Source organism: Streptomyces sp. NBC_00354 (assembly GCF_036106915.1).
Classification (GTDB): domain Bacteria; phylum Actinomycetota; class Actinomycetes; order Streptomycetales; family Streptomycetaceae; genus Streptomyces.
In genome coordinates this window covers 101,052-123,679 of sequence record NZ_CP107984.1, presented here as the reverse complement: position 1 = coordinate 123,679, position 22,628 = coordinate 101,052, and the positions used below count along the sequence as shown (strand labels likewise).

Here is a 22,628-nt window from a genome sequence, read left to right as displayed (position 1 = left end):
AAGGGGTCCCGGCGGCCGCCGTCGTGGTGTCTCAGCCCTGCAGGGCCGGACCGAACCAGGTGGTGAGGGCGGTCCGGAGCGCGGAGGTGCCGGGCGCGCCGCCGTCGGACGCCCAGGCGACATGGCCGTCGGGGCGGATGAGGAGTGCGGCGGGAGCCGGTACCTGGTCGATGGCCGGGACGGCCCACTGGTCGTCCTCGCTGCGCGCCTCGACGAGGTCGACGCGATCGGCCCAGCCCTTGGCGACCGCCGCCACCTCGGCGCTGCCGCTCAGGTCGAGCAGTACGGGGCGGCCGGCGTGCAGCAGGTCGTAGACCCCGATGGTGCCTTCGGGCGTCTTGAGGTCGGCGTCGGGGACCCGGCGGCCCGCCAGCGGGTGGTCGACGTCGACCGGGTACCGGATGTCCAGTGCGGTGAGCATGAGACGCAGGTGCCGGTTGACGTCGTCGAACACCATCAGCGAGCCGAACACCTCGCGCAGCGCGTCCGTCTGTGCGCCGGGGCGGGCCAGGGCCGACTGCGCCCGGGTGTTGTGCAGGACGCGCTCCCCGACGGGGTGGCGCTCGGCGTGGTAGCTGTCCAGCAGGCTCTCGGGCGCCCGGCCGCGCACCACCGAGGCGAGCTTCCAGCCGAGGTTGACCGCGTCCTGCACGCCCATGTTCAGCCCCTGCCCGCCGGCCGGGAAGTGGATGTGCGCCGCGTCGCCCGCGAGCAGCACCCGGCCCTGCCGGTACTCGGCGGCCTGCCGCGCGGCGTCGTTGAACCGGGAGACCCACCGCGGGCTGTGCATGCCGAAGTCGGTGCCCGCAACCCTGATCAGGGACTCCCGGAGCTGCTCGAACGTCGGGGCCGCGTCGCGGTCCGCGACGCGGTCGTACTCGGAGGTGATCACCCGGTACCAGCCCGGCTCGAAGGCGATCGCCGAGTAGTCGCCGCCTGCACAGCGGCGCACCCAGACGTAGTCCTCGGGCAGATCGGGGAGTTCGACGTCGCCGATCAGCGCGGTCATCGTCGCCTCGGTGCCGGGGAAGTCGATGCCCGCCAGCTTGCGCACGGTGCTGCGCCCGCCGTCGCAGCCCACGAGGTAGCGGGCGCGCAGCGTCGCCGGTGCCGCGTCCGCCGTGCCCAGTTCGACCGTCACGCCGTCCTGGTCCTGGTGGATCCCGCTCACCTCGGACGAGCGGCGGACCTGCACGCCGAGCTCGGCGGCCCACTCCTCCAGCAGCCGCTCGATGTCGGACTGCAGGATCATCAGCGGGTAGGGGTGCCTCGACTCCGACTCGTCGAAGTCCAGATAAAGGCCGGAGAAGTGGCCCACCGGCTGGAGCTCGCCGACCGCGAGGAAGCGGTCCAGGATTCCCCGCTGGTCCAGCACCTCCAGGGTGCGGGAGTGGATCCCGCCGGCTCGCGATTCGCCCGTGCGCTCCTCGAGCCGCTCGACCACCACCACGTCGACGCCCGCCAGCCGCAGCTCGCAGGCGAGCATCAGGCCCGTCGGCCCGGCGCCCGCGATCACCACGTCCGTGTCGAAGCCGGTGTTTCCCACGTCGTTGCCCCCTCTGTTCCAGTGCGCCTCTAACGTCGTTAAATCACGTCCACGTTCACTGAACGCGGATCAGCCGGTCAAGGAACGCCGGTGCCGGGGCGACACGAGCCGCCGGCGAACTTGTCCTGTCCCGCCGGCGGGACAGGGACGTCGCGTGCAGGCTCGCCGGTCCACGCTCAACCCCAGCGGCCGGCGAGCACCGGAGACCACCAACACGGTGTGAGCGGTCGCGTGTTCACGCGACACTCGATTCGGCCATTCAAAGAATTTGTCTCGCCGGCGGGACAGCGCAAAAAGGCCCCAGTGGTCGTGATGGCGGTGTCGGTCCGCAGACCGGGCCGAAAATGACGCGGGCGGGCACTCCCGGTCGGCGGAGGAAGGAAAGAGTGGCAATGGAATCGACGCTGGCGCAGGAAATCGCCGAGCTGTGGAGGGAACTCCTCGACTGCCCCGAGGTCGGGGTGGAAGACGACTTCTTCACGCTCGGCGGCAATTCGCTGACCGGAATCAAGATCATCGACCAGGTGTCGCAGAACTACGGCGTCCAGCTGTCCGTGCGCGACTTCTACCTGGCACAGACCCCGGCCCGGGTCGCCGAGCTGATCGAGCAGGGGAGGGCGGCGGCGTGAGGTTGACGCCTGGTCCCGGGCGCGACATCGACCTCGCCGGCGTCGACCTGTTCGACCTGGACCTCTACACGTCGGGCGATCCGCACCCGATCTGGGACGTGATGCGGGCCGAGGCGCCCCTGCACCACCAGGTCCTGCCGGACGGCCGCGAGTTCTGGTCGGTGACCCGCTACGAGGACGTCCGCCGCGTGCTCAGCGACCACCGGGAGTTCACCTCCGAGCGCGGCACCGTGCCCACCCACCTCGGGACGGACGACGTCGCGGCCGGCGTGCTGATGACGTCCACCGACCCGCCGCGGCACACCGAGGTCCGCCGGCCGCTCGGCTCCAAGCTCACGGCGCGTGCGGTGAAGTCCTGGGAGGACTCCATCCGACGCACGGTCGTGGGTTTCCTCGAGCCGGCGCTCGACGGCGAGACCTTCGACCTGGCCGAGAAGGCGCTGCTCCTCCCGGCGATGGTCACGGGCCCGCTCCTGGGCATCCCGGAGAAGGACTGGGCCGAGCTCGTCCAGCTGACCGCGATGGTGACGGCTCCCTCGGACCCGCACTTCCAGATGGGCAGCGAGGCCGCGACCCTGGCCATCTCCCACCACGAGCTCGTCACCTACGTCAAGGAGTGGGTCAAGACCCGCCGGGCGACCGGCGAGGAGGGCGAAAGCCTGCTCCACCACCTCATGAGTGTCGCTCCGGGAGGCACGCCGCTCTCCGACGAGGAGATCGCCCTCGACGGCTACAGCATCCTCCTGGGCGCCAACGTGACGACGCCGCACACCGTCTCCGGCACCGTGCAGGCGCTCATCGAGCGGCCCGTGCAGTACGACAAGGCGGCGTCCGACCTCTCGCTGGTCCCGAACCTGGTCGAGGAAGGGCTGCGCTGGACCTCGGCCGCGTGCAACTTCATGCGGTACGCGGTGGACGACGTCGAGATCGGCGGGGGCGTGATCCCGGCCGGCGGCGCGGTCGTGGCGTGGATCGGCTCGGCCAACCGGGACGAGTCCCTGTTCCCCGACCCGCACACGTTCGACATCACGCGCGAAGGTGCCAAGCGCCAGGCCGCGTTCGGGTTCGGGACGCACTTCTGCATCGGGGCGCCGCTGGCCCGGATGACGCTGCGCATCTTCTTCGAGGAGCTGCTCCAGCGCTTCGAATCGATCGAGCTCGCCGGCGAACCGCAGCACCTGCGGTCGTACTTCATCGCCGGGATGACCCACCTCCCCATCGTCGGCAAGAAACGGCAGACGCCATGACCACCGGCTCCACCACCGCCGCCTCGCCGTGGTTCGTCCGGCCGCCGTCCGCCGACCACCCCGCCCGGATCTTCTGCTTCCCCTTCTCCGGGTCCGGGGCTTCGGCGTTCAGTGCCTGGCCTGCCGCGATCGACGACGTCGAGATCTGCCCGGTGCAGTTCCCCGGCCGCGAGAACCGGCTGGGCCACCCGCACTACGGCACCTACGAGAACCTGGCCGCGAGCCTGGTCGAACCGCTGGAGCCGCTGCTCGACCGCCCGTACGCGTTCTTCGCGCACTGCGCGGGTGCGATGCCGGCGTACGAGACCGTCCTGCGGCTCGCCGAACTCGGCCTGCGCGGCCCGGACTGCCTCGTCGTGTCGGGCCAGCCGGCCCCGCACGACGCCTCGCGCGACCGGATGCTCACCATGTCCGAGCCCGAGCTGCGCGCCGAGCTGGAGTCGTTCGTCCGCAGCCGTGGGATCGAGCCGCGGCCGGACATGATCGACATGGGCATGTTCGTGCTGCTCCGCGACCACGCCGCCGCGGGCGCGTACCGGCGGCCGGAGCCGGTCAAGGTGGACTGCCCCATCGTCGTCCTGCACTGGCAGGACGACCCCGACGTGAGCCTCGACGAGCTCCAGGGGTGGCGTCAGTACTCGGATTCGGTCGAATTCCGGGTTGTCGGCGGCGGCCACTACGACTTCATGGACGCGCCGGACGAGCTGCAGAAGTTGTTGACCTGTTGGCGGTGAAAGCAGTGCAGCCCGAAAGAGCCGTATGCCGAGGGAACCGGAAGGAATTCGTATGAGTGGCGCAGCCGCCGATATTGCCGTCATCGGGATGTCGTGCCGCTTTCCCGGTGTGAACGACCCGGGTGAGTTCTGGCGCTTGCTGCTCGACGGGGAGTCGACCGTCGGAAAGTTCCCCGAGCGCCGGGCGGCCGACTCGAACCACATGTCCCACCCGGACGCCGACACCCTGAACTCGGGCTCGTTCCTCGACTCCATCGACGGGTTCGACGCGGAGTTCTTCGCAGCGGGCGGCGCGGAAGCGGCCGCCATGGACCCCGTGCAGCGGCTGGGGCTGGAGCTCGCCTGGGAGGCCGTCGAAGACGCCCGGATCCCGGCGGCCGCGCTCGCGGGCCGCGAGATCGACGTCGTGGTCGGCAGCGGGCCCTCCGGGTACGAGCTGCTGCGCAAGCGGTCCGGCAGCGACCAGGACGACCACTACGCCGCGCTCGGCTCGAGCGGTGCGCTGATCGCGAACCGGATCTCGAGCCTGTTCGACGTCCGCGGCATGAGTTTCTGCGCGGACTCGGGCCAGTCCTCCTCACTCGTGTCGCTGGCGCTGACGTGCGACCGGATTCGCAGCGGCGCGGTCGACATGGCGATCGCGGGCGGCGTGCACCTGATCGTCGATCCGGAAGCGGGACTCGGCCTGGCGAATCTGGGCGCCCTGTCGCCCGACGGCCGCTGCTTCACCTTCGACGAACGGGCCAGCGGTTTCGCCCGGGGAGAGGGCGGGGCGTTCGTCCTGCTGAAGCGGCTCGACCTCGCCGTCGCCGACGGTGACCACATCTACGCGGTGGTGCGCGGCTGGGGCGTCGGCAGCGGTGGAGCGTCCACCCGGATGCCGGATCCCAGCCCCAGCGGGCAGGCCGCGGCCGTGCTGTCCGCCCTCGGACGCGCCGGTGTCCCCTTCGACGGCGTCGACTACGTCGAGGCCCACGGCACCGGCACACGCATGGGCGACCCGGCCGAGACATCCGGCCTGCGCGAGGTGATCCGGGAATCCGGCCGCAGCCGCCCGCTGGCCATCGGCTCGGTGAAGACGAACGTCGGGCACCTGGAGCCGGCCGCCGGGATCGTCGGCTTCGTGAAGGCAGCGCTCTGCATCGACCGCGCCCACCTGGTGCCGAGCCTGAACTTCCGCTCTCCGAACCCCGCCATCGCGGACTTCCACGAGGACTTCGAGGTCCTGCGCGCCGCGCGGCCCTGGCCGGGCGAGCCCGGCCGGCCGCGCCGGGCAGGCGTGTCGGCGTTCGGCATGGGCGGTACCAACGCGCACGTGATCCTCGAACAGGCCCCCGAGGCGCGGACGGAACCCCGCGCCACGGACGAGGCCCCGACCTCCGCGGGCACATCCGGGGTGCTGCCCTGGGTGCTGTCGGCGCGGTCGGAGGCGGCGCTGCGCGAGCAGGCGGCGCGGCTGCGGGAGCTCGTGGCCGCGGACGCATCGCTGTCGTCGGCCGATGTGGGGCACTCACTGGTGTCGACGCGCTCGACGTTCGACCACCGCGCGGTGGTACTGAGCGCTGACCGCGAGGAGTCGCTGGCCGGTCTCGACCTGATCGCGGCGGGCGAGGACTCGGCGCGGGCGGTTCGCGGAGTGGCCACGGGGTCGCCGGGCCCCGTCGTCTTCGTGTTCCCCGGCCAGGGGTCGCAGTGGCTGGGCATGGGCAGGCAGCTGTACGCGGAGTCGGAGGTCTTCGCGCGCTCGGTCGACGCGTGCGCGCAGGCCCTGGCCCCGTACGTGGACTGGTCGCTTGTGGACGTGCTGACCGGAGCGGACACGGCCGCCTCGCTGGAGCGGGTGGACGTGGTCCAGCCGGCGCTGTTCGCGATGATGGTGTCGCTGGCGCAGGTGTGGCGCTCCCTCGGCGTGGTCCCCGACGCCGTCGTGGGCCACTCGCAGGGCGAGATCGCCGCGGCGTGCGTGTCGGGCGCCCTGTCGCTCGAGGACGCGGCCCGGATCGTGGCCCTGCGCAGCCGGGCACTGATCGAACTGGCCGGCCTGGGCGGCGGGATGAGCGCGGTGGCCGCGCCCTCCGCATGGGTCCACGACCGGCTGGAGCAGTGGTCGGGGAGGCTCTCCGTGGCCGCCGTCAACGGGCCGGCCTCGGTGGTGATCGCCGGAGACGGCGCGGCACTGGACGAGTTCGCCGCGATGGCGTCCGGCGAGGACGTCCGGGTGCGCCGGGTCAAGGTGGACTACGCCTCGCACTCCCACCACGTCGAAGCCATCCGCGACCGTCTGCTCGAGGACACCGCGGGTCTTTCGCCGCGGGAGTCGGCGGTGAAGTTCCACTCCACGGTCACCGGCGGACTGCTCGACACCCGCGTGCTCGACGCCTCGTACTGGTACGACAACCTGCGCTCGATGGTGTGCTTCGGCGAGGTCGTCGAAGGCCTGATGCAGGACCACGGCGGCGTGTTCGTGGAGGTCAGCCCGCACCCCGTGCTCCAGGTGGCGATGGAGGAGGCCGCCTACGCGCTGGCGACCCCGCCTGTCGTGGTGAGCACCCTGCACAAGCGCGACGGGAGCGCGGGCCAGGTCCTGGCGTCGCTGGCCGCACTGCACGTACGCGGTGTGCCGGTGAACTGGAAGGCGGTGTTCACCGCGGACCGGCCGCGCAGGATCGGCCTGCCGACCTACGCGTTCCAGCGGCAGCGGTACTGGCTGACGGCGCCCGACGGCACCGAAGCCACGAACAGCCCCGCCGCGCAGGCGAGCGGACCGGACGCGAGCACCAGGGCGGCGTACCTGGGGTCGGAATCATCGGTCCTGACCCTCGTGTGCGCCGAAACGGCGGCGCTGCTGAGTGCGAAGGACGCGGATCGGACGTTCGCCTATCTCGAGGCGAGGTCGACCGAGACCTTCAAGGTGCTGGGCTTCGACTCCTCGACGGCCGTGGCGCTCCGCAACCGGCTCACCACGGTGGCCGGAGTGCGGCTCCCGGCCACCGTCGCGTTCACCTACCCCACTCCGCAGAAGCTCGCCCACCACGTCTTCTCCCTCCTCGAGCCGCAGGCGGCCGAGGCCCCGGAAACGGTGGAGGCTGCGCATCCGGACAGCCCGGGCGTGGAAAGCCCGAGTCTGGAGAGCCAGAGTCTGGAAAGTCGCAGTGATGACGATTTGTACGAAATGATCGAACGCGGCTACGTGTAGCCACACCTGTTCTTCTGAGTCACTGGTTGGGGGAGGCCCTGGTGGAGGATGTCGACAAGCTCCGGTCCTACTTGCGACGCGCCGTCGGCGATGCGCAGGACCTGCGCGAGCGGGTGCGCGAGCTGGAGGAGTCCGCTCGCGAGCCCATCGCGGTCGTGGGTGTGGGGTGTCGCTTCCCGGGTGGGGTGACGTCCCCCGAAGGGCTGTGGGGAGTCGTGTCCGACGGTGTGGACGCGATCACCGAGTTCCCGCTGGACCGCGGATGGGACGTGGAGGCGCTGTACTCCCCGGATCCCGAGGCGCCCGGGACGACGAACACGCGCTCGGGCGGGTTCCTGCACGGCCTCGCGGAGTTCGACGCGCCGTTCTTCGGCATCAGCCCGCGCGAGGCGCTCGCGATGGACCCGCAGCAGCGGCTGATGCTGGAGACGTCGTGGGAAGCGCTGGAACGGGCGGGCATCGACCCGGCCGCGCTGCGAGGCTCGGCGACCGGCGTGTTCACCGGCATCTACACCACCGACTACGGCCCGCGGATGGGCGGCGCGGCAGCCGGCGAGGTCGAGGGCTTCCAGCTCACCGGCACGCTCCCCAGCGTCGCCTCGGGCCGGGTGGCGTACGTACTCGGCCTCGAGGGCCCGGCGTTGTCCACCGACACCGCTTGCTCGTCCTCGCTCGTCGCCGTCCACCAGGCCGTCCGGTCCCTGCGGTCCGGGGAGTGCACGCTGGCGCTGGCCGGCGGCGTGTCGGCCATGCCGACCCCGGGACTGCTCGTGGAGATGGGCCGCCAGCGCGGCCTGTCGGACGACGCGCGGTGCAAGGCGTTCGCGGACGCGGCCGACGGCACCGGCTTCTCCGAGGGCGCGGGCATGCTCGTCCTCGAGCGGCTCTCGGACGCGCAGCGCAACGGGCGTCGCATCCTGGCCGTGATCCGCGGCTCGGCGACCAACCAGGACGGGGCCTCCAACGGCCTCACCGCGCCGAACGAACTGGCCCAGCGCCGGGTCATCCGGGCAGCCCTGGCCGATGCCGGGCTGCAGGCGAGCGACGTCGACGCGGTGGAGGCGCACGGGACCGGCACGAGGCTGGGCGACCCCATGGAGGCGGAAGCGCTGCTCGCCACCTACGGGCAGGACCGCGACCAGGACAGCCCGCTGTGGCTCGGCTCCCTGAAGTCCAACATCGGCCACACGCAGGCGGCCGCAGGCGTCGGCGCCATCATCAAGATGACCATGGCGCTGCGCCACGGCGTGCTGCCCAAGACGCTCCACGTGGACCGTCCGTCGACGCACGTGGACTGGACGTCCGGCGCGGTCGAGCTGCTGACCGAGGCCCGGGAGTGGACCAGCGCACCGGGACGCCCCCGGCGGGCCGGCATCTCCGCCTTCGGCATCAGCGGCACCAACGCGCACCTGATCCTCGAGCAGGCACCCGAGACCCTCGAGCAGGCCCCCGGGCAGACCACGGCCCGACCGGCCCCCGCCGCGGTGCCGTGGGTGCTGTCGGCGCGGTCGGCGGAGGCGCTGCGCGAGCAGGCTCTGCGGCTGCGCGACAGCGTCGCCGCGGACGCGGACCTCCCGCTCGCGGGCGTGGGACGTTCGCTGGTGACGACGCGATCCCTGTTCGAGCACCGCCAGGTGGTCATCGGCGCCGACCGGGACGAGCTGCTCGCCGCTCTGACCGCCGCTGCCGCGGGCGACGAGAGCGGCGCCGCCGGTGTGGTGTCCGGAGTCGCGAAGCCGGTGGGCAAGACGGTGTTCGTGTTCCCGGGCCAGGGGTCGCAGTGGGTCGAGATGGGGCGCGAACTGTGGGAGTCCTCCCCGGTGTTCGCGCGCCGCATGCAGGAGTGCGCGGACGCGCTGTCGCCGCACGTCGACTGGTCCCTCCACGACGTGCTCGGCGATGCCGACGCGCTGGAACGCGTGGACGTCGTACAGCCCGTGCTGTGGGCCGTGATGGTGTCGCTGGCCGAGGTGTGGCGCTCGTACGGGGTGCAGCCCGCGGCCGTCGTGGGCCACTCCCAGGGCGAGATCGCCGCCGCGTGCGTCGCCGGCGCCCTGTCGATCGAGGACGCCGCGAAGGTGGTGGCGCTCCGCTCGAAGGCGATCCTGGCCCTGTCGGGGCGCGGCGGCATGGTGTCGGTCGCGCTTCCGGTGCAGGACGTGCGCGCACGTCTGACGGACGGGCTGTCGGTCGCGGCCGTCAACGGGCCGTCGTCCGTCGTGGTGTCGGGCGACGTGGCCGAGCTCGATGCACTGCTCGCCGCCTGCGAGGCGGACGAGGTGCGGGCCCGCCGGGTTCCGGTGGACTACGCCTCGCACTCCCGGCACGTGGAGGCCATCGACGGCGAACTGCGCCGGGTGCTGGCGGGGCTCCGGCCGCGTACGGCCGAGGTGCCGTTCTTCTCGACCGTGACGGCCGACTGGCTCGACACGACCTGCATGGACGCCGAGTACTGGTACACCAACCTGCGGCAGACGGTCCGCTTCGAGGAGGCGACCCGGGCTCTGGCCGAACAGGGCTTCCGCTTCTTCGTCGAGGCGTCCGCCCACCCCGTCCTGACGATCGGCGTGGAACAGACCCTGGACAGCGCGGGCGTCGAGGCAGCCGTCGTGGGTACGCTGCGCCGCGGCGAGGGCAGCCTCGCGCGCTTCCACCGGTCGGCGGCCGAGGCCTTCGTGGCCGGCGCCGAGGTGCCCTGGGAGAGGGCGTTCCAGGGCTGGGACGGCCCGTGGGTCGAGCTGCCCACGTACGCCTTCCAGCGGCAGCGTTACTGGCTGAACGCACCCTCCGAGACCACCGCCACCGGGAGCACGTCGGACCACCCGCTGCTCGACGCCGTGATCGATCTGCCCGATGACGGGGAGAACGGCGGAGTCGTGGGCAGCGGGCGGCTGTCCCTGGAGCGCCAGCCGTGGCTCGCCGACCACGTGGTCCACGGCGCCGTCCTGGTGCCGGCAACCGCGCTGCTGGAGATGGCGGTCTGGGCCGCGCACAAGGCGGGGGGCGACGTCGTCGACGAACTCACCCTGGAAACGCCGCTGGTCCTCTCCCGGACGGCCGAGCGCGAGATCCGCGTCGTGGTCGACGGCAAGAGCGTGATCAGCGTGCACTCCCGGGGCGAGGGCGACACCGGGTGGACGCGCAACGCCGTCGGCGTCGTCGGGTCCGACACCGGACGCACCCCCGCGCAGGAAAGCCTCGTCGCGTGGCCTCCCGCGGGCGCGGTCGCCGTGCCCTTCGAGGACGAATACGCCCGCCTGTCCGCCCTCGGGTTCGGCTACGGACCCCTGTTCCGCGGCCTGCAGAAGGTCTGGCGCCAGGGCGAGGCCCTGTTCGCGGAGGTGGAGCTGCCCGCCGCCGACGGCGCGGACCGCAGCCGGTACCGGATCCACCCGGCGCTGCTCCACGCCGCGCTGCTCCCGGTCGGCCTGGGGCAGTTCGTCGACAACTCCCGGCCCGAGGGCTGGCTGCCGCTGCGCTGCACCGGCATCCGCGTGAACTCCGCCGAGCCGGCCGTACTGCGCGTCCGTTTGGCGCCCGCGGGGGAGAACACGCTGTCCGTGACCCTCGCGGACCAGAACGGAGCCCCCGTCGGCGGCGTCGCATCGCTGACCCTGCGGCCCGCGGACGTCCAGAAGCTGACCGCGCTGAGCTTCGACCACCAGGACGCGCTGTTCCAGGTGGACTGGGCCCCCCTCGCGGTCCCCTCCGGTCACGCCACGGGCCGGTACGCGGTGCTGGGCGCACCCGCCGGGGCCCTGGAAGAGGGCGCAGAGGTCTTCGCCGACCTCGGGGAACTCGCCGCCTCCGGCAGCGGGATACCCCCGATCGTCATCGCCGGCATCGACCGGACGGGCACGGACGGCGACGACACACCCGCCGCCGTCGAGCGCAACCTCCACCGTGTCCTGCGGTGGACGCAGGACTGGCTCGCCGACGACCGGTTCGCCGACTCCCGCCTGGTCGTCGTGACGCAGGACGCGATCCACGACGAGCAGGTGCCCCGCCCCGACCCCGCGGCGACCGCGGTCTGGGGATTCGTACGCACCGCGCAGACCGAGAACCCGGGCCGGTTCACGCTCGTGGACACGGACGGCCGGCCCGCTTCGTGGGCCTGCATCCCCGCAGCGGCCGAAAGCGGAGAACTCCAGCTCAAGATCCGGGCCGGCGAGGTGACCACGCCGGAACTGGCCCGCGCCCACGGTGCGTCCGCCGGTTCCGGAGCCCTCGGCGGGCAGGCGGACCTTCCCGCCCTCGGGTCCGGGACGGTGCTGATCACGGGCGGCACCAGCGGCCTGGGCGCGATGCTGGCCCGGCACCTCGTGGAGCGCCACGGCGTGCGCCGGCTGGTGCTGACCAGCAGGCGGGGCCTGGCGGCCCCGGCGGCGGCAGGTCTGCAGGAGGAGCTGGCCGGGGCGGGAGCGCAGGTCGAGGTCGTGGCCTGCGATGTCGCGAGCCGTGACTCCGTCGCAGAGCTGATCGCCGGGGTGCCGTCCGAGCACCCGCTGACCGCGGTGATCCACTGCGCGGGCGTGCTGGCCGACGGGGTCGTCGAGGCGCTGACCGAGGATCGCGTGAACACGGTCCTCGCGCCCAAGGTGAACGGTGCCTGGCACCTGCACGAGCTGACCCGCCATCTGGACCTGTCCGCGTTCGTGCTGTTCTCCTCGATCGCGAGCGTGCTCGGGACCGCAGGACAGGCCAACTACGCGGCGGCCAACGCGTTCCTCAACGGCCTCGCGGAGACCCGTCGGGCCGATGGCCTGCCGGCCACCTCGCTGTGCTGGGGCTTCTGGGCCGAACGCAGCGAGATGGTCGCCGACATCGGCGACACGGACGTCGTACGCCTCCAGCGGCAGGGTGTGCTGCCGATGGCTTCGCAGGAGGGCCTCGCGCTCTTCGACGCGGCGATCTCGCTGGACGAGCCGGTCCTGGTGCCGGCGCGGCTGAACCTCGCGGCACCGGGCGCGGCTTCACCGCTCCTGCGCGCCCTGAACGGGACGCCTGCCGGACCGGGCGGCCCGGGGAGCCGGGAGTCCACCGACAGCGCACTCGCGCAGCAGCTGGCGTCGCTGGCGCCGGCCGACGCGGAGGCGGTGCTGCTCGATGCCGTCCGGGCGCAGACCGCGATCGTCCTCGGCCACCCGGACGCCCGGCGGATCACTCCCGCTGCGACGTTCAGGAAACTGGGGATCGACTCGCTCACCGCCCTGGAGCTGCGGAACAAGCTGTCGGCGGTGACCGGCCTGAAGCTGCCGTCCACGCTGGTGTTCGACCACCCGAACCCCACCGCCCTCGCGCAGTTCCTGAACGCGCGTATCACCCCCGGCTCCGGTGCCGCCCCGCAATCTCCGGCCGATCACCTGGCCCAGGAGATCAACGGACTGGGCGCCCGGCTGGAGGAGGCGTTCCTCGAGCTCGCGGACGAGGACAAGAACACCATTTCCACTCTGCTCGGCGAGCTGCAGGGCCGAGTCCGTTCGCTGGTGAGCGCCGGAGCACCGGTCGGCATCGTCGACCAGATCAGTTCGGCCTCGGCGGGAGACCTTCTCGCGCTACTGGACAAAGAGCTCGGCTAGGGGAGAGCGATGACAAACGACAACAACGCCGAAGTTCTCGAGTACCTCAAGCGGACGTCGATCGAGCTGATCGAAACGCGCAAGCGACTGAAGGAGCTGACCGAGGCCGCCGCCGAGCCCATCGCCGTGGTGGGCGTCGCCTGCCGCTTCCCGGGTGGGGCGGCGTCCCCGGAGGCACTGTGGGACCTGGTGCAGGCGGGCGCGGACGTCATCTCGGAGTTCCCCGAGGACCGCTACTGGGACCTGGAGGACCTCTACGACCCGCAGCGCGAGCGGCCGGGCACCTGCTACACGCGGGAAGGCGGCTTCCTCCATGACGCGGGCGACTTCGACGCCGACTTCTTCGAGATCAACCCGCGCGAGGCGCTGGCCTCCGACCCGCAGCAGCGGCTCCTGCTGGAGACCTCGTGGGAGTCCCTGGAGAGGGCCGGCATCGACCCGCACTCCCTGCGCGGCACCAGCACCGGCGTCTTCGCCGGGATCGCCTACTTCGGGTACGGCAACCACTACTTCACCCCCGAGAACATCTCGGGCTACGCGCAGATCGGCTCCCTGCTGAGCGTCGCGTCCGGCCGCGTGTCGTACGCGCTGGGCCTGGAGGGCCCGGCGGTGTCCACCGACACCGCGTGCTCGTCCTCGCTCGTGACGGTGCACCAGGCGGTGCAGTCGCTGCGCCAGGGCGAGTGCGGCCTGGCGCTGGCCGGCGGCGTCACCGTCATGGCGATGCCGCAGGTGCTCCGCGAGTTCGCGCGCCAGGGCGGCCTGGCGGCGGACGGCCGGTGCAAGGCGTTCGCCGACGCGGCGGACGGCACCGGCTTCTCCGAGGGCGTCGGCATGCTGGTCCTGGAGCGGCTCTCCGACGCGCAGCGGGGCGGCCGCAAGATCTGGGCGGTCATCCGCGGCTCCGCCATCAACCAGGACGGCGCCTCCAACGGCCTGACCGCACCGAGCGGCCCGGCGCAGCAGCGCGTCATCCGCGCCGCGCTGGCCAACGCCCGGGTGCAGGCGGGCGACGTCGACGTGGTCGAGGCGCACGGCACCGGTACCACGCTCGGCGACCCCATCGAGGCGCAGGCGCTGCTGGCCACCTACGGGCAGGAGCGCGAGCCGGGCAACCCGCTGTGGCTGGGCTCCCTGAAGTCGAACATCGGCCACACCCAGGCGGCGGGCGGCGTCGGCGGCATCATCAAGATGATCATGGCGATGCAGCGCGGCGTCATGCCCAAGACGCTGCACGTGGACCAGCCCTCGACGCACGTCGACTGGACGGCCGGCGCGGTCGAACTGCTGACCGAGGCCCGCGAGTGGACCACCGCCCCGGGCCGGCCCCGCCGGGCCGGCGTGTCCAGCTTCGGCGCCAGCGGCACCAACGCCCACCTGATCCTCGAGCAGGCTCCCGAGCCGCAGCCGGCCCCCGACGCCGCCGACCGGGTGCCGGCCGGCACCTCGGGCCTCGTGCCGTGGGCGCTGTCGGCGCGGTCCGAGCAGGCGCTGCGGGCGCAGGCCGAGAAGCTGCGCGCGTTCGTCGCCGCCGACCCGGCGGCGGACCTCGCCGCCATCGGAGCCTCGCTGGTCTGCGGCCGGGCGCAGTTCGAGCACCGCGCCGTGGTGCTGGGCAGCGGCCGGGACGACCTGCTGGACGCCCTCGCGAAGCTGGCCGAGGGCGCCGAGTCCCCCGCCGTGGTGCGCGGCGCGGCCGGCGAGCCGGGCGGCTCCGCCTTCATGTTCCCGGGCCAGGGCTCGAAATGGACCGGCGTGGCCCGCGAGCTGTACGACACCTTCCCCGTCTTCGCCGAGGCCCTCGACGAGGTCTGCGCGCGCTTCGACGCGCACCTCCCCTTCGACCTCAAGCCCCTGCTCCTCGCCGACGAGCCCGAGGGCCGCGAGCGCACGGACGTCATGCAGCCCGCGCTGTTCGCCCTGCAGGTCGCCCTCTACCGGCTCCTCAGCCAGTACGGCCCGCAGCCGACCCACCTGATCGGCCACTCCGTCGGCGAAATCGCCGCCGCCCACGTGTCCGGAGCCTTCGACCTGGACACCGCGACCCGCATCGTGGCCGCCCGCGGCCGCACCATGCAGGCCGTCACCGAGCCCGGCGCCATGCTGGCGGTCCGCGCGTCGGAAGCCGAAGTCGCCGCGCTGCTGCGCCCGTACACCCGTACCGGCATCGCCGCCGTCAACGGCCCGGAGTCGGTGGTGGTCTCGGGCCTGCGCGACGAGGTCCACGACCTGCGCGACCGGCTCGTCGCCGACGGCCGGTCGGCGAAACTGCTCCCCGTCGACCACGCGTTCCACTCCCCGCTGATGGGCCCGGTCCTGGAGGAGTTCGAACTGGCGCTGCGCGCGCTGCCCATGGGCGGCGAGCTGTCGGTCCCGGTCGTCTCTACGCTGCTGGGCCGCGAGGCCACCCTCCGGGAGCTGACCTCCGTCGCCCACTGGGTCGACCACGTCCGCGAGCCCGTGCGCTTCCACGACGCCGTGGAGCGCGCCCGCGCGGCCGGCGCGAACGTCTTCGTCGAGGTCGGCCCCGGCTCCACGCTCGCCGGCCTCACCAAGGACGCGTTCGCCGCGCAGGGCGTGCACGACGCCGCCGTGGTGGCCTCGGCGCGCCGCGACCGCGGTGTGGCGCAGGGCCTGGTCGGCGCGCTCGCCGACCTGCACGTCCTGGGCGCCGCCGCGGACTGGGCCGCCCTGTTCGGCACGCAGGAGCGCGTCGACCTCCCGACGTACGCGTTCCAGCACCAGCGCTACTGGATGGACTTCCTCTCGGGCCTCGCGTCCGCGGACGTGACCTCCGCCGGGCTGTCCGCCGCGGAGCACCCGCTGCTGGGCGCCGTGGTGGAGCACCCCGGCACCGACGAGCTGGTGTTCACCGACCTGTGGTCCGTGCAGACCCACGAGTGGATCGCCGACCACGCCGTGTTCGACTCGGTCGTCGTCCCGGCGACCGCCTACATGGACCTGGCGCTGTCGGTGGGCGAGCACGTCGGCTGCGCCTTCGTCGAGGAGCTCTCCCTCGAAGTCCCGCTGATCCTCCCCGACACGGGCGACGTGCAGGTGCGCGTCGTCGTCGGCGCCGCGGACGAGAGCGGCCGCCGCTCCCTGGACGTGTACTCGCGTCCCGCCGAGAACGCCGCCGGTGCCGGCGGCTGGACCCGGCACGCCATGGGCAGCCTGGCGCCCGGGGCCCCGCAGGACGCCGACCGGGCCGACGACGCCCGCGCGCTCGCCGCGTGGCCGCCGGCCGGGGCCGAGCAGATCGGCTTCGACGGCCTCTACGACTCCCTTGCGGACGGCGGCTTCGACTACGGCCCGCTGTTCCGCGGACTGCGCGAGGTCTGGCGCAAGGGCGACGACCTGTTCGCCCTCGCCACCCTGCCGGAAGGCGCCGACGGCGGGTTCGCCCTGCACCCGGCGCTGATCGACACCGTGCTGCACGCCGTCGTCGTCGGCGGCGTCATCACCGTGACGGGCGACCAGGGCTGGATGCCCTTCGCCTGGTCCGGCGTGCACCTCGCCGGGGAGTGCGGCCCGACCGTGCGCGTCAAGCTCACCCCGGCCGCCGAAGGCGTCGTGTCCCTCGTGATCGCCGACGAGCACGGCCGCGAGATCGCCCACGTCGACGCGCTGACGTTCCGCCCGGCCGGCGCCGAGCAGGTCCGCTCGGCGCGCGGCGGCCGCGAGCAGTCCCTGTACGCACTGGACTGGCGCCCGGCCCCGGAGGCCGCGCCGGACGCCGGCCGCGCGCAGTGGGGCGTCATCGGCGCGGAGACCGGCCGGGCCGCCCGGCTCGTCGCCGCGGGCGACGGCAGCGTCTCGCTGTACGCGTCCCTCGGCGAGGTCCTCGCCGCCGACGCCCCCTGCCACCTCGTCCTGTGCCTCGACGACGCCGTCGCCCCCGGCGACGACCTGCTCACCACGGTCGGCGACGCGGACAAACACGTGCTGGACTGGGTCCAGCGGTTCCTCGCCGAGGACCGGCTCGCCGCGTCCACGCTGGTCGTGCTCACCCGCCTGGCGCAGGCCGCCGGCGCGGGGGACAACGTCGAGAGCCTGCCCGGCGCGTCCGTGTGGGGCCTGATCCGCTCCGCCCAGACCGAGCACCCCGGCCGGTTCCGGCTCGTAGACATCGACGACGAGGAGACCTCGTGGGAGGCCTTCGCGGACGCCCTCGCCCTCGGTGAGGACCAGCTGGCGCTGCGCGGCGGTACGTTCCTCGTGCCGCGGATGGCGCAGGCCGCGCCTGCCGGCCACCAGCTCGAGGCCCCGGCGGACGGCGCGTACCGGCTGGGCATCGCGAAGGCGGGCACGCTGGAGAACCTGACGTGGGTCGCGTGCCCCGAGGTGGCGGCGCCCCTGGAGGCCGGGCAGGTCCGCATCGCCGTCCAGGCCGCCGGCCTCAACTTCCGCGACGTCACGATCGCCCTGGGCCTCATCGACCGGACGGACTTCGACTCCGGGCTCGGCAGCGAGGGCGCGGGCATCGTGCTGGAGGTCGCGGACGACGTGGCCGGCCTTGCCCCGGGCGACCGGGTGACCGGCATCTTCAACGGCTCCTTCGGCCGGGTGGCCGTGGCCGACCACCGCCTGCTGGCCCCCGTCCCCGACGGCTGGAGCCACGCCGAGGCGGCCTCCATGCCGAGCACCTTCCTCACTGCCTACTACGCGCTCTTCCACGTGATGAAGCTGCAGAAGGGGCAGCGCATCCTCATCCACGCAGCGGCCGGCGGCGTCGGAACGGCCGCCGTCCAGCTGGCCAAGCACCTGGGCGCCGAGGTCTACGCCACCGCCAGCCCGGCCAAGTGGCCCGCGCTGCGCGGCATGGGCCTCGACGACGCGCACCTGGCGTCCTCGCGCGACCTGGAGTTCGTGGAGAAGTTCCTCGAAGCCACCGGCGGCCGCGGTGTCGACGTCGTACTCAACTCCCTCGCACACACCTTCGTCGACGCCTCCCTGAAGCTGCTGCCGGGCGGCGGCAACTTCATCGAGATGGGCAAGACGGACATCCGCGACCCCCGGCAGGTCGCGGCCGACCACCCCGGCGTCGACTACCAGGCCTTCGACCTCTACGGCACGGCGGGCCCGGACACCATCCACGAGATGTTCCGCGACGTCATGGAGCTGTTCGCCGACGGACAGGTGCAGCTCGGCCCGATCTCCGTCCGCAGCATCCGCGAAGCCCGCGCGACGTTCCGCGAGATGAGCCAAGGCCGCCACGTCGGCAAGCTGGTCTTCGACCTGAGCGGCGGCTTCGGCGGCGGCACCGTGCTCGTCACCGGCGGTACCGGCGGCGTCGGTTCGCTGGTGGCGCGGCACCTCGTCGCCGAACACGGCGTACGGAGCCTGGTGCTGGCGAGCCGTCGGGGAACGGCGGCCGACGGCGTTCCCGAGCTGGTCTCGGACCTCGAGGAGGCCGGCGCCGCCGTCCGGGTCGTGGCATGCGACATCGCGGACCGGGCTGCCCTGGCGGACCTGCTCGCGGACATGCCCCCCCGGTACCCGCTGACCGCGGTCGTCCACGCGGCGGGCGTCCTGGCGGACGGCACCGTCGAATCGCTGACCGCGGAGAGCCTCGACCACGTGCTGCGCGCCAAGGTCGGCGGTGCGGCCAACCTGCACGAGCTGACCCGGGAGCACAACCTGTCGGCGTTCGTCCAGTTCTCCGCCCTCGCCGGCACGCTCGGCACCGGAGGACAGGCGAACTACGCCGCGGCGAACGGCTTCCTGGACGGTCTGGCGGCGCAGCGCAGCGCATCCGGCCTGGTCGGCACCTCGCTGTGCTGGGGCTGGTGGGAGCAGAGCAGCGGCATGACCGAGGACCTGGACCAGGCCGATCTCTCCCGGCTCCGGCGGATGGGCATCGCCCCGATGCCGACGCCCGAGGCTCTGGCCCTGTTCGACTCGGCGTGTGCGAGCGGCAGGCCGGTCCTCGTCCCGGCCCGGGTGGACGTCGCCGGGCTGCGGAACAAGGCAGCCGACGAGCTGCCGCTGCTGCTGCGCGGCCTCGTCGACGGCGCCCGTCCGCGCCGGGGCAGGGCGGGCACGCCCAAGGACGGCGGCTCTGCGGACCTGTCCGCCAGGCTGGTCACCCTGCCGGCGGACGAGGCCGAGGTAGCGGCCGTGGACTGGATCCGCGACCAGGCGGCCATCGTGCTCGGACACCCGTCCGGCGCGGCCGTCGACGCCGACCAGGCGTTCACCCAGCTCGGATTCGACTCGCTGACCGCGGTCGAACTGTGCAACCGCCTGGCCGCCTCGACCGGACTGCGCCTGGCGTCCACCCTCGTCTTCAGCTACCCCACACCGCGCGAGCTGGGCCTGCACCTGCTCGGCCTGCTGCGACCCGAGGCGGACGCGAGCGCGGACGAGGACGCTGCGATCCGCGAAGTGCTGCGGAACGTCTCGATCGACGGCCTGCGCAGCGCAGGTCTCCTGGAGCTGGTCCTGGCGTGCGCCAACCCGCCCCGGGCGAACGGCGACGCAGCCGCGGCGGACGCGGACACCGCCGCGGACGAACTGTCGGACTTGGACCTGGACGCGCTGCTCGACCTGGCTCTGGATGAGAAGAGGTAAGTGACATGACCAACTCCGCGGATCAGACGGCGGAGGGCGGGGACCGGGTCCAGCGGGCGCTCCGTGCGCTGCTGGAGGAGCGCGACCGCCTGCGCCAGGAGAACGACGCCCTGAAGGCCGGCCGTGGCGAGCCGATCGCCGTGGTGTCCATGGCCTGCCGCTACCCGGGAGGCGTCTCGTCGCCCGAGGAGCTGTGGGAGGTGATCCGCAGCGGCCGGGACGTCGTGGACGGGTTCCCGACGGACCGCGGGTGGCGGGACGTGTACGACCCGGACCGCGACGCCGTCGGCAGCGCATACGTGCGCCAGGGAGGGTTCCTGGCCGACGCCGCCGGCTTCGACGCGGACTTCTTCGGCATCAGCCCGCGCGAGGCACTGGCGACCGATCCGCAGCAGCGCCTGCTGCTGGAGACGTCGTGGGAGGCCTTCGAGCGCGCCGGCATCGTCCCCGCCGACGTACGCGGGGCGGAGGTCGGCGTCTTCTCCGGTGTGAGCTCCACCGAGTACGGGTGGCGATTCCTGGAGGCGGGCCAGAGCGAGCTGGAGGGCTACCTGCTGTACGGCAGCTCGCTGAGCGTCGCGTCCGGCCGGGTGGCGTACGAGCTGGGGCTGACCGGGCCGGCGGTGTCCCTGGACACGGCGTGCTCGTCCTCGCTGGTGGCCCTGCACATGGCGGTGCAGTCACTGCGTGCGGGGGAGTGCTCGCTCGCGCTGGCCGGCGGGGCGCTGGTGATGTCGACGCCCGCGGCCTTCGTGGAGTTCGCCCGCCAGGGCGCCCTGTCGGCCGACGGCAGGTGCAAGGCCTTCGCGGACGGAGCCGACGGGACCGGCTGGGCCGAGGGCGTGGGCGTGCTGCTCCTGGAGCGGCTGTCCGACGCCCGCCGCAACGGCCACCCGGTGCTCGCCGTCGTCCGCGGTTCCGCCGTGAACCAGGACGGGGCCAGCAACGGGCTGACCGCTCCCAACGGCCGCGCCCAGGAGAAGGTGATCCGGCGGGCACTGGCGAACGCGGGGGTCAAGGCCTCCGAGGTGGACCTGGTCGAAGCCCACGGCACCGGAACCACCCTGGGCGATCCCATCGAGGCGGACGCCCTGCTGGCGACCTACGGGAAGGACCGGGCCGAGGGCAGGCCGCTCTTCCTGGGATCCCTGAAGTCGAACATGGGTCACGCCCAGGCCGCCGCCGGGGTCGGCGGAGTCATCAAGGCCGTGATGGCCATGCGCCACGGGTACCTGCCGAAGACCCTGCACGTGGACGCGCCCACGCGGCACGTCGACTGGTCCTCCGGCGGGGTCGAACTGCTGGCCGAGGGCCGTGAGTGGACCCGGGCCGACGGTCCGCGCCGGGCCGGGGTGTCCTCGTTCGGCGTCAGCGGCACCAACGCGCACGTGATCCTTGAAGAGGCTCCGCAGCAGGAGCAGGCGGACGAGCGGGCTCCGGTCCCGGGCGTCGTCGGCGGGCTGGTGCCCTGGGTGGTGTCGGCCAAGAGCGCGGCCGCCCTGCAGGGCCAGGCGGGCAAGCTGCGCGACTTCCTCGCTGCCGACCCGCGGGCGGACATCGCCGGCATCGGCGCGTCGCTGCTGTCGAGCCGGTCGCGGTTCGACCACCGTGCGGTCGTGCTGGGCCGCGGCCGCGACGAACTCCTGAGCGCTCTGACGGCGCTGGGCGAAGGCGCGGAGTCCCCCGCGGTGGTGCGCGCAGCCGCCGGGAAACTCGGCGGTGTCGCCTTCATGTTCCCCGGGCAGGGGTCGCAGTGGGTCGGCATGGGCCGGCAGCTGTACGACACGTTCCCCGTCTTCGCACAGAGCCTCGACGCGTGCGGGGCCGCACTGTCCGAATGGGTCGACTGGTCGCTGCTCGACGTGGTGCGCGGGGTGGAGGGGGCGCCGTCGCTGGACCGGGTGGACGTGGTCCAGCCGGCGCTGTTCTCGGTGATGGTGTCCATGGCCGCCCTGTGGCGCTCCTGGGGTGTGGAACCGGCCGCGGTGGTCGGACACAGCCAGGGCGAGATCGCCGCCGCCCACGTCTGCGGTGCGCTGTCGCTGAGGGACGCCACCAAGATCGTGGCGCTCCGCAGCCTGGCTCTGGTGGACCTGATCGGTCACGGCGGGATGGCATCGGTCGCGGAGTCCGCGGACGTCGTAGCGGAACGTCTCGCTCCGTGGGGCGACCAGCTGAGCATCGCCGTTGTCAACGGGCCCCGCTCCGTGGTGGTGTCCGGGGAGCCGGACGCGCTCGACGAATTCGTCGAGAAGATGAAGGCCGACGGCGCCCAGGCCCGGAGGATCTCGGTCGACTACGCCTCGCACTCCCACCATGTGACCCGGGTCCGCGAGCAGGTGATCGGCCCGCTGTCCGACGTCAGCCCGAAGACGTCGGCGCTGCCCTTCTACTCCACCCTCTACGGCGAGGTCATCGACACCGCACGGCTGAACGGCGACTACTGGTACGACAACCTGCGCGAAAAGGTCCTCTTCGAAACCTCCGTCCAGCGGCTGGCCGAGGACGGTTTCCGGGTGTTCGTCGAGATGAGCCCGCACCCCGTTCTGACCGTCCCGGTGCAGGAGATCGTCGAGGACGTGGACGACGCGCTGGTCCTGTCCTCCTCGAGGCGGGACCGGGACGAGGTGGAGGCCGTGGTCGGCTCGCTGGCCCAGCTCCACGTCCGGGGCGGGTCGGTGGACTGGGACGCCCTGTTCGGGACGCGCGAGCGGGTGGACCTCCCGACGTACGCGTTCCAGCGGCAGCGGTACTGGCTGAACTCCTCGCAGACGGCGGTGGCGGCGGAGGTGCCCTCGACCGATGCTCCGGCAGGCGACGACCACCTCGTGCCCCTGCCGGACCGGCTCGCCGCCCTCTCCGGGGACGACGCGAAGGCGCTCGTGCTCGAGCACGTCCTCGAGAAGGTCGCCGTCGTGCTCGGGCACCCGTCCAGCGCGTCGCTCGACCCCGACCAGGAGTTCAAGGAGATCGGATTCGACTCGCTGCTGTCGGTGGAGCTGAGCAAGCGTCTGACCGCATCGACCGGACTCAAGCTGCGGGCGAACCTGGTCCTGAAGTTCCCGTCACCGCGGCGGATCGCCGACCACGTCACGTCCTCGATGGCCGCGTAGGAATGTCCCGC

7 protein-coding genes and 1 pseudogene are annotated in these 22,628 nt (G+C 72.8%); 7 read left to right on the top strand and 1 reads right to left on the bottom strand.

Going from position 1 to position 22,628, the window contains the following annotated elements:
• Positions 1-31: 31 nt before the first annotated feature.
• Entirely contained in the window at positions 32-1,486 is a 1,455-nt protein-coding gene (locus OHT74_RS41425; RefSeq protein ID WP_328623650.1) for an FAD-dependent monooxygenase, read from the bottom strand.
• Between the two features lie 452 nt (positions 1,487-1,938).
• On the opposite strand from OHT74_RS41425, the gene OHT74_RS41420 reads away from it, so the two are divergent.
• The 7 genes and pseudogenes from OHT74_RS41420 to OHT74_RS41390 all read left to right on the top strand — a co-directional run bounded on the left by OHT74_RS41420 (position 1,939) and on the right by OHT74_RS41390 (position 22,617).
• Complete coding sequence (locus OHT74_RS41420) at positions 1,939-2,175, top strand: phosphopantetheine-binding protein (RefSeq protein WP_266674336.1); 237 nt, start codon at positions 1,939-1,941, stop codon at positions 2,173-2,175.
• Positions 2,172-3,422, top strand: coding sequence for a cytochrome P450 (locus OHT74_RS41415; RefSeq protein WP_266674338.1), 1,251 nt, complete (start codon positions 2,172-2,174; stop codon positions 3,420-3,422). Before OHT74_RS41420 ends, OHT74_RS41415 begins: the two co-directional genes overlap by 4 nt.
• Positions 3,419-4,156, top strand: a complete 738-nt coding sequence (locus tag OHT74_RS41410; protein ID WP_328623572.1) for a thioesterase II family protein — start codon at positions 3,419-3,421, stop codon at positions 4,154-4,156. Before OHT74_RS41415 ends, OHT74_RS41410 begins: the two co-directional genes overlap by 4 nt.
• A gap of 52 nt (positions 4,157-4,208) precedes the next feature.
• Positions 4,209-7,352 (top strand): type I polyketide synthase, encoded by a 3,144-nt coding sequence (locus tag OHT74_RS41405; RefSeq protein WP_328623571.1) that lies wholly within the window; start codon positions 4,209-4,211, stop codon positions 7,350-7,352.
• 83 nt (positions 7,353-7,435) lie between these two features.
• Positions 7,436-12,931: pseudogene (locus OHT74_RS41400) on the top strand (SDR family NAD(P)-dependent oxidoreductase); the annotation flags it as partial.
• 9 nt (positions 12,932-12,940) lie between these two features.
• Complete coding sequence (locus OHT74_RS41395; protein WP_328623569.1) at positions 12,941-19,504, top strand: type I polyketide synthase; 6,564 nt, start codon at positions 12,941-12,943, stop codon at positions 19,502-19,504.
• A gap of 5 nt (positions 19,505-19,509) precedes the next feature.
• Positions 19,510-22,617 carry a type I polyketide synthase gene (locus OHT74_RS41390; RefSeq protein WP_328623568.1) on the top strand — a complete coding sequence of 1,036 codons (3,108 nt, stop codon included), beginning with the start codon at positions 19,510-19,512 and terminating at the stop codon, positions 22,615-22,617.
• Positions 22,618-22,628: the final 11 nt, after the last annotated feature.

Bases quoted from the DNA above. Each gene is read 5' to 3' on its own strand.
- OHT74_RS41410 (WP_328623572.1), top strand. From the start codon at position 3,419: ATGACCACCGGCTCCACCACCGCCGCCTCGCCGTGGTTCGTCCGGCCG.
- OHT74_RS41395 (WP_328623569.1), top strand. From the start codon at position 12,941: ATGACAAACGACAACAACGCCGAAGTTCTCGAGTACCTCAAGCGGACG.
- OHT74_RS41420 (WP_266674336.1), top strand. From the start codon at position 1,939: ATGGAATCGACGCTGGCGCAGGAAATCGCCGAGCTGTGGAGGGAACTC.
- OHT74_RS41405 (WP_328623571.1), top strand. From the start codon at position 4,209: ATGAGTGGCGCAGCCGCCGATATTGCCGTCATCGGGATGTCGTGCCGC.
- OHT74_RS41425 (WP_328623650.1), bottom strand. From the start codon at position 1,486: ATGCTCGCCTGCGAGCTGCGGCTGGCGGGCGTCGACGTGGTGGTGGTC.
- OHT74_RS41390 (WP_328623568.1), top strand. From the start codon at position 19,510: ATGACCAACTCCGCGGATCAGACGGCGGAGGGCGGGGACCGGGTCCAG.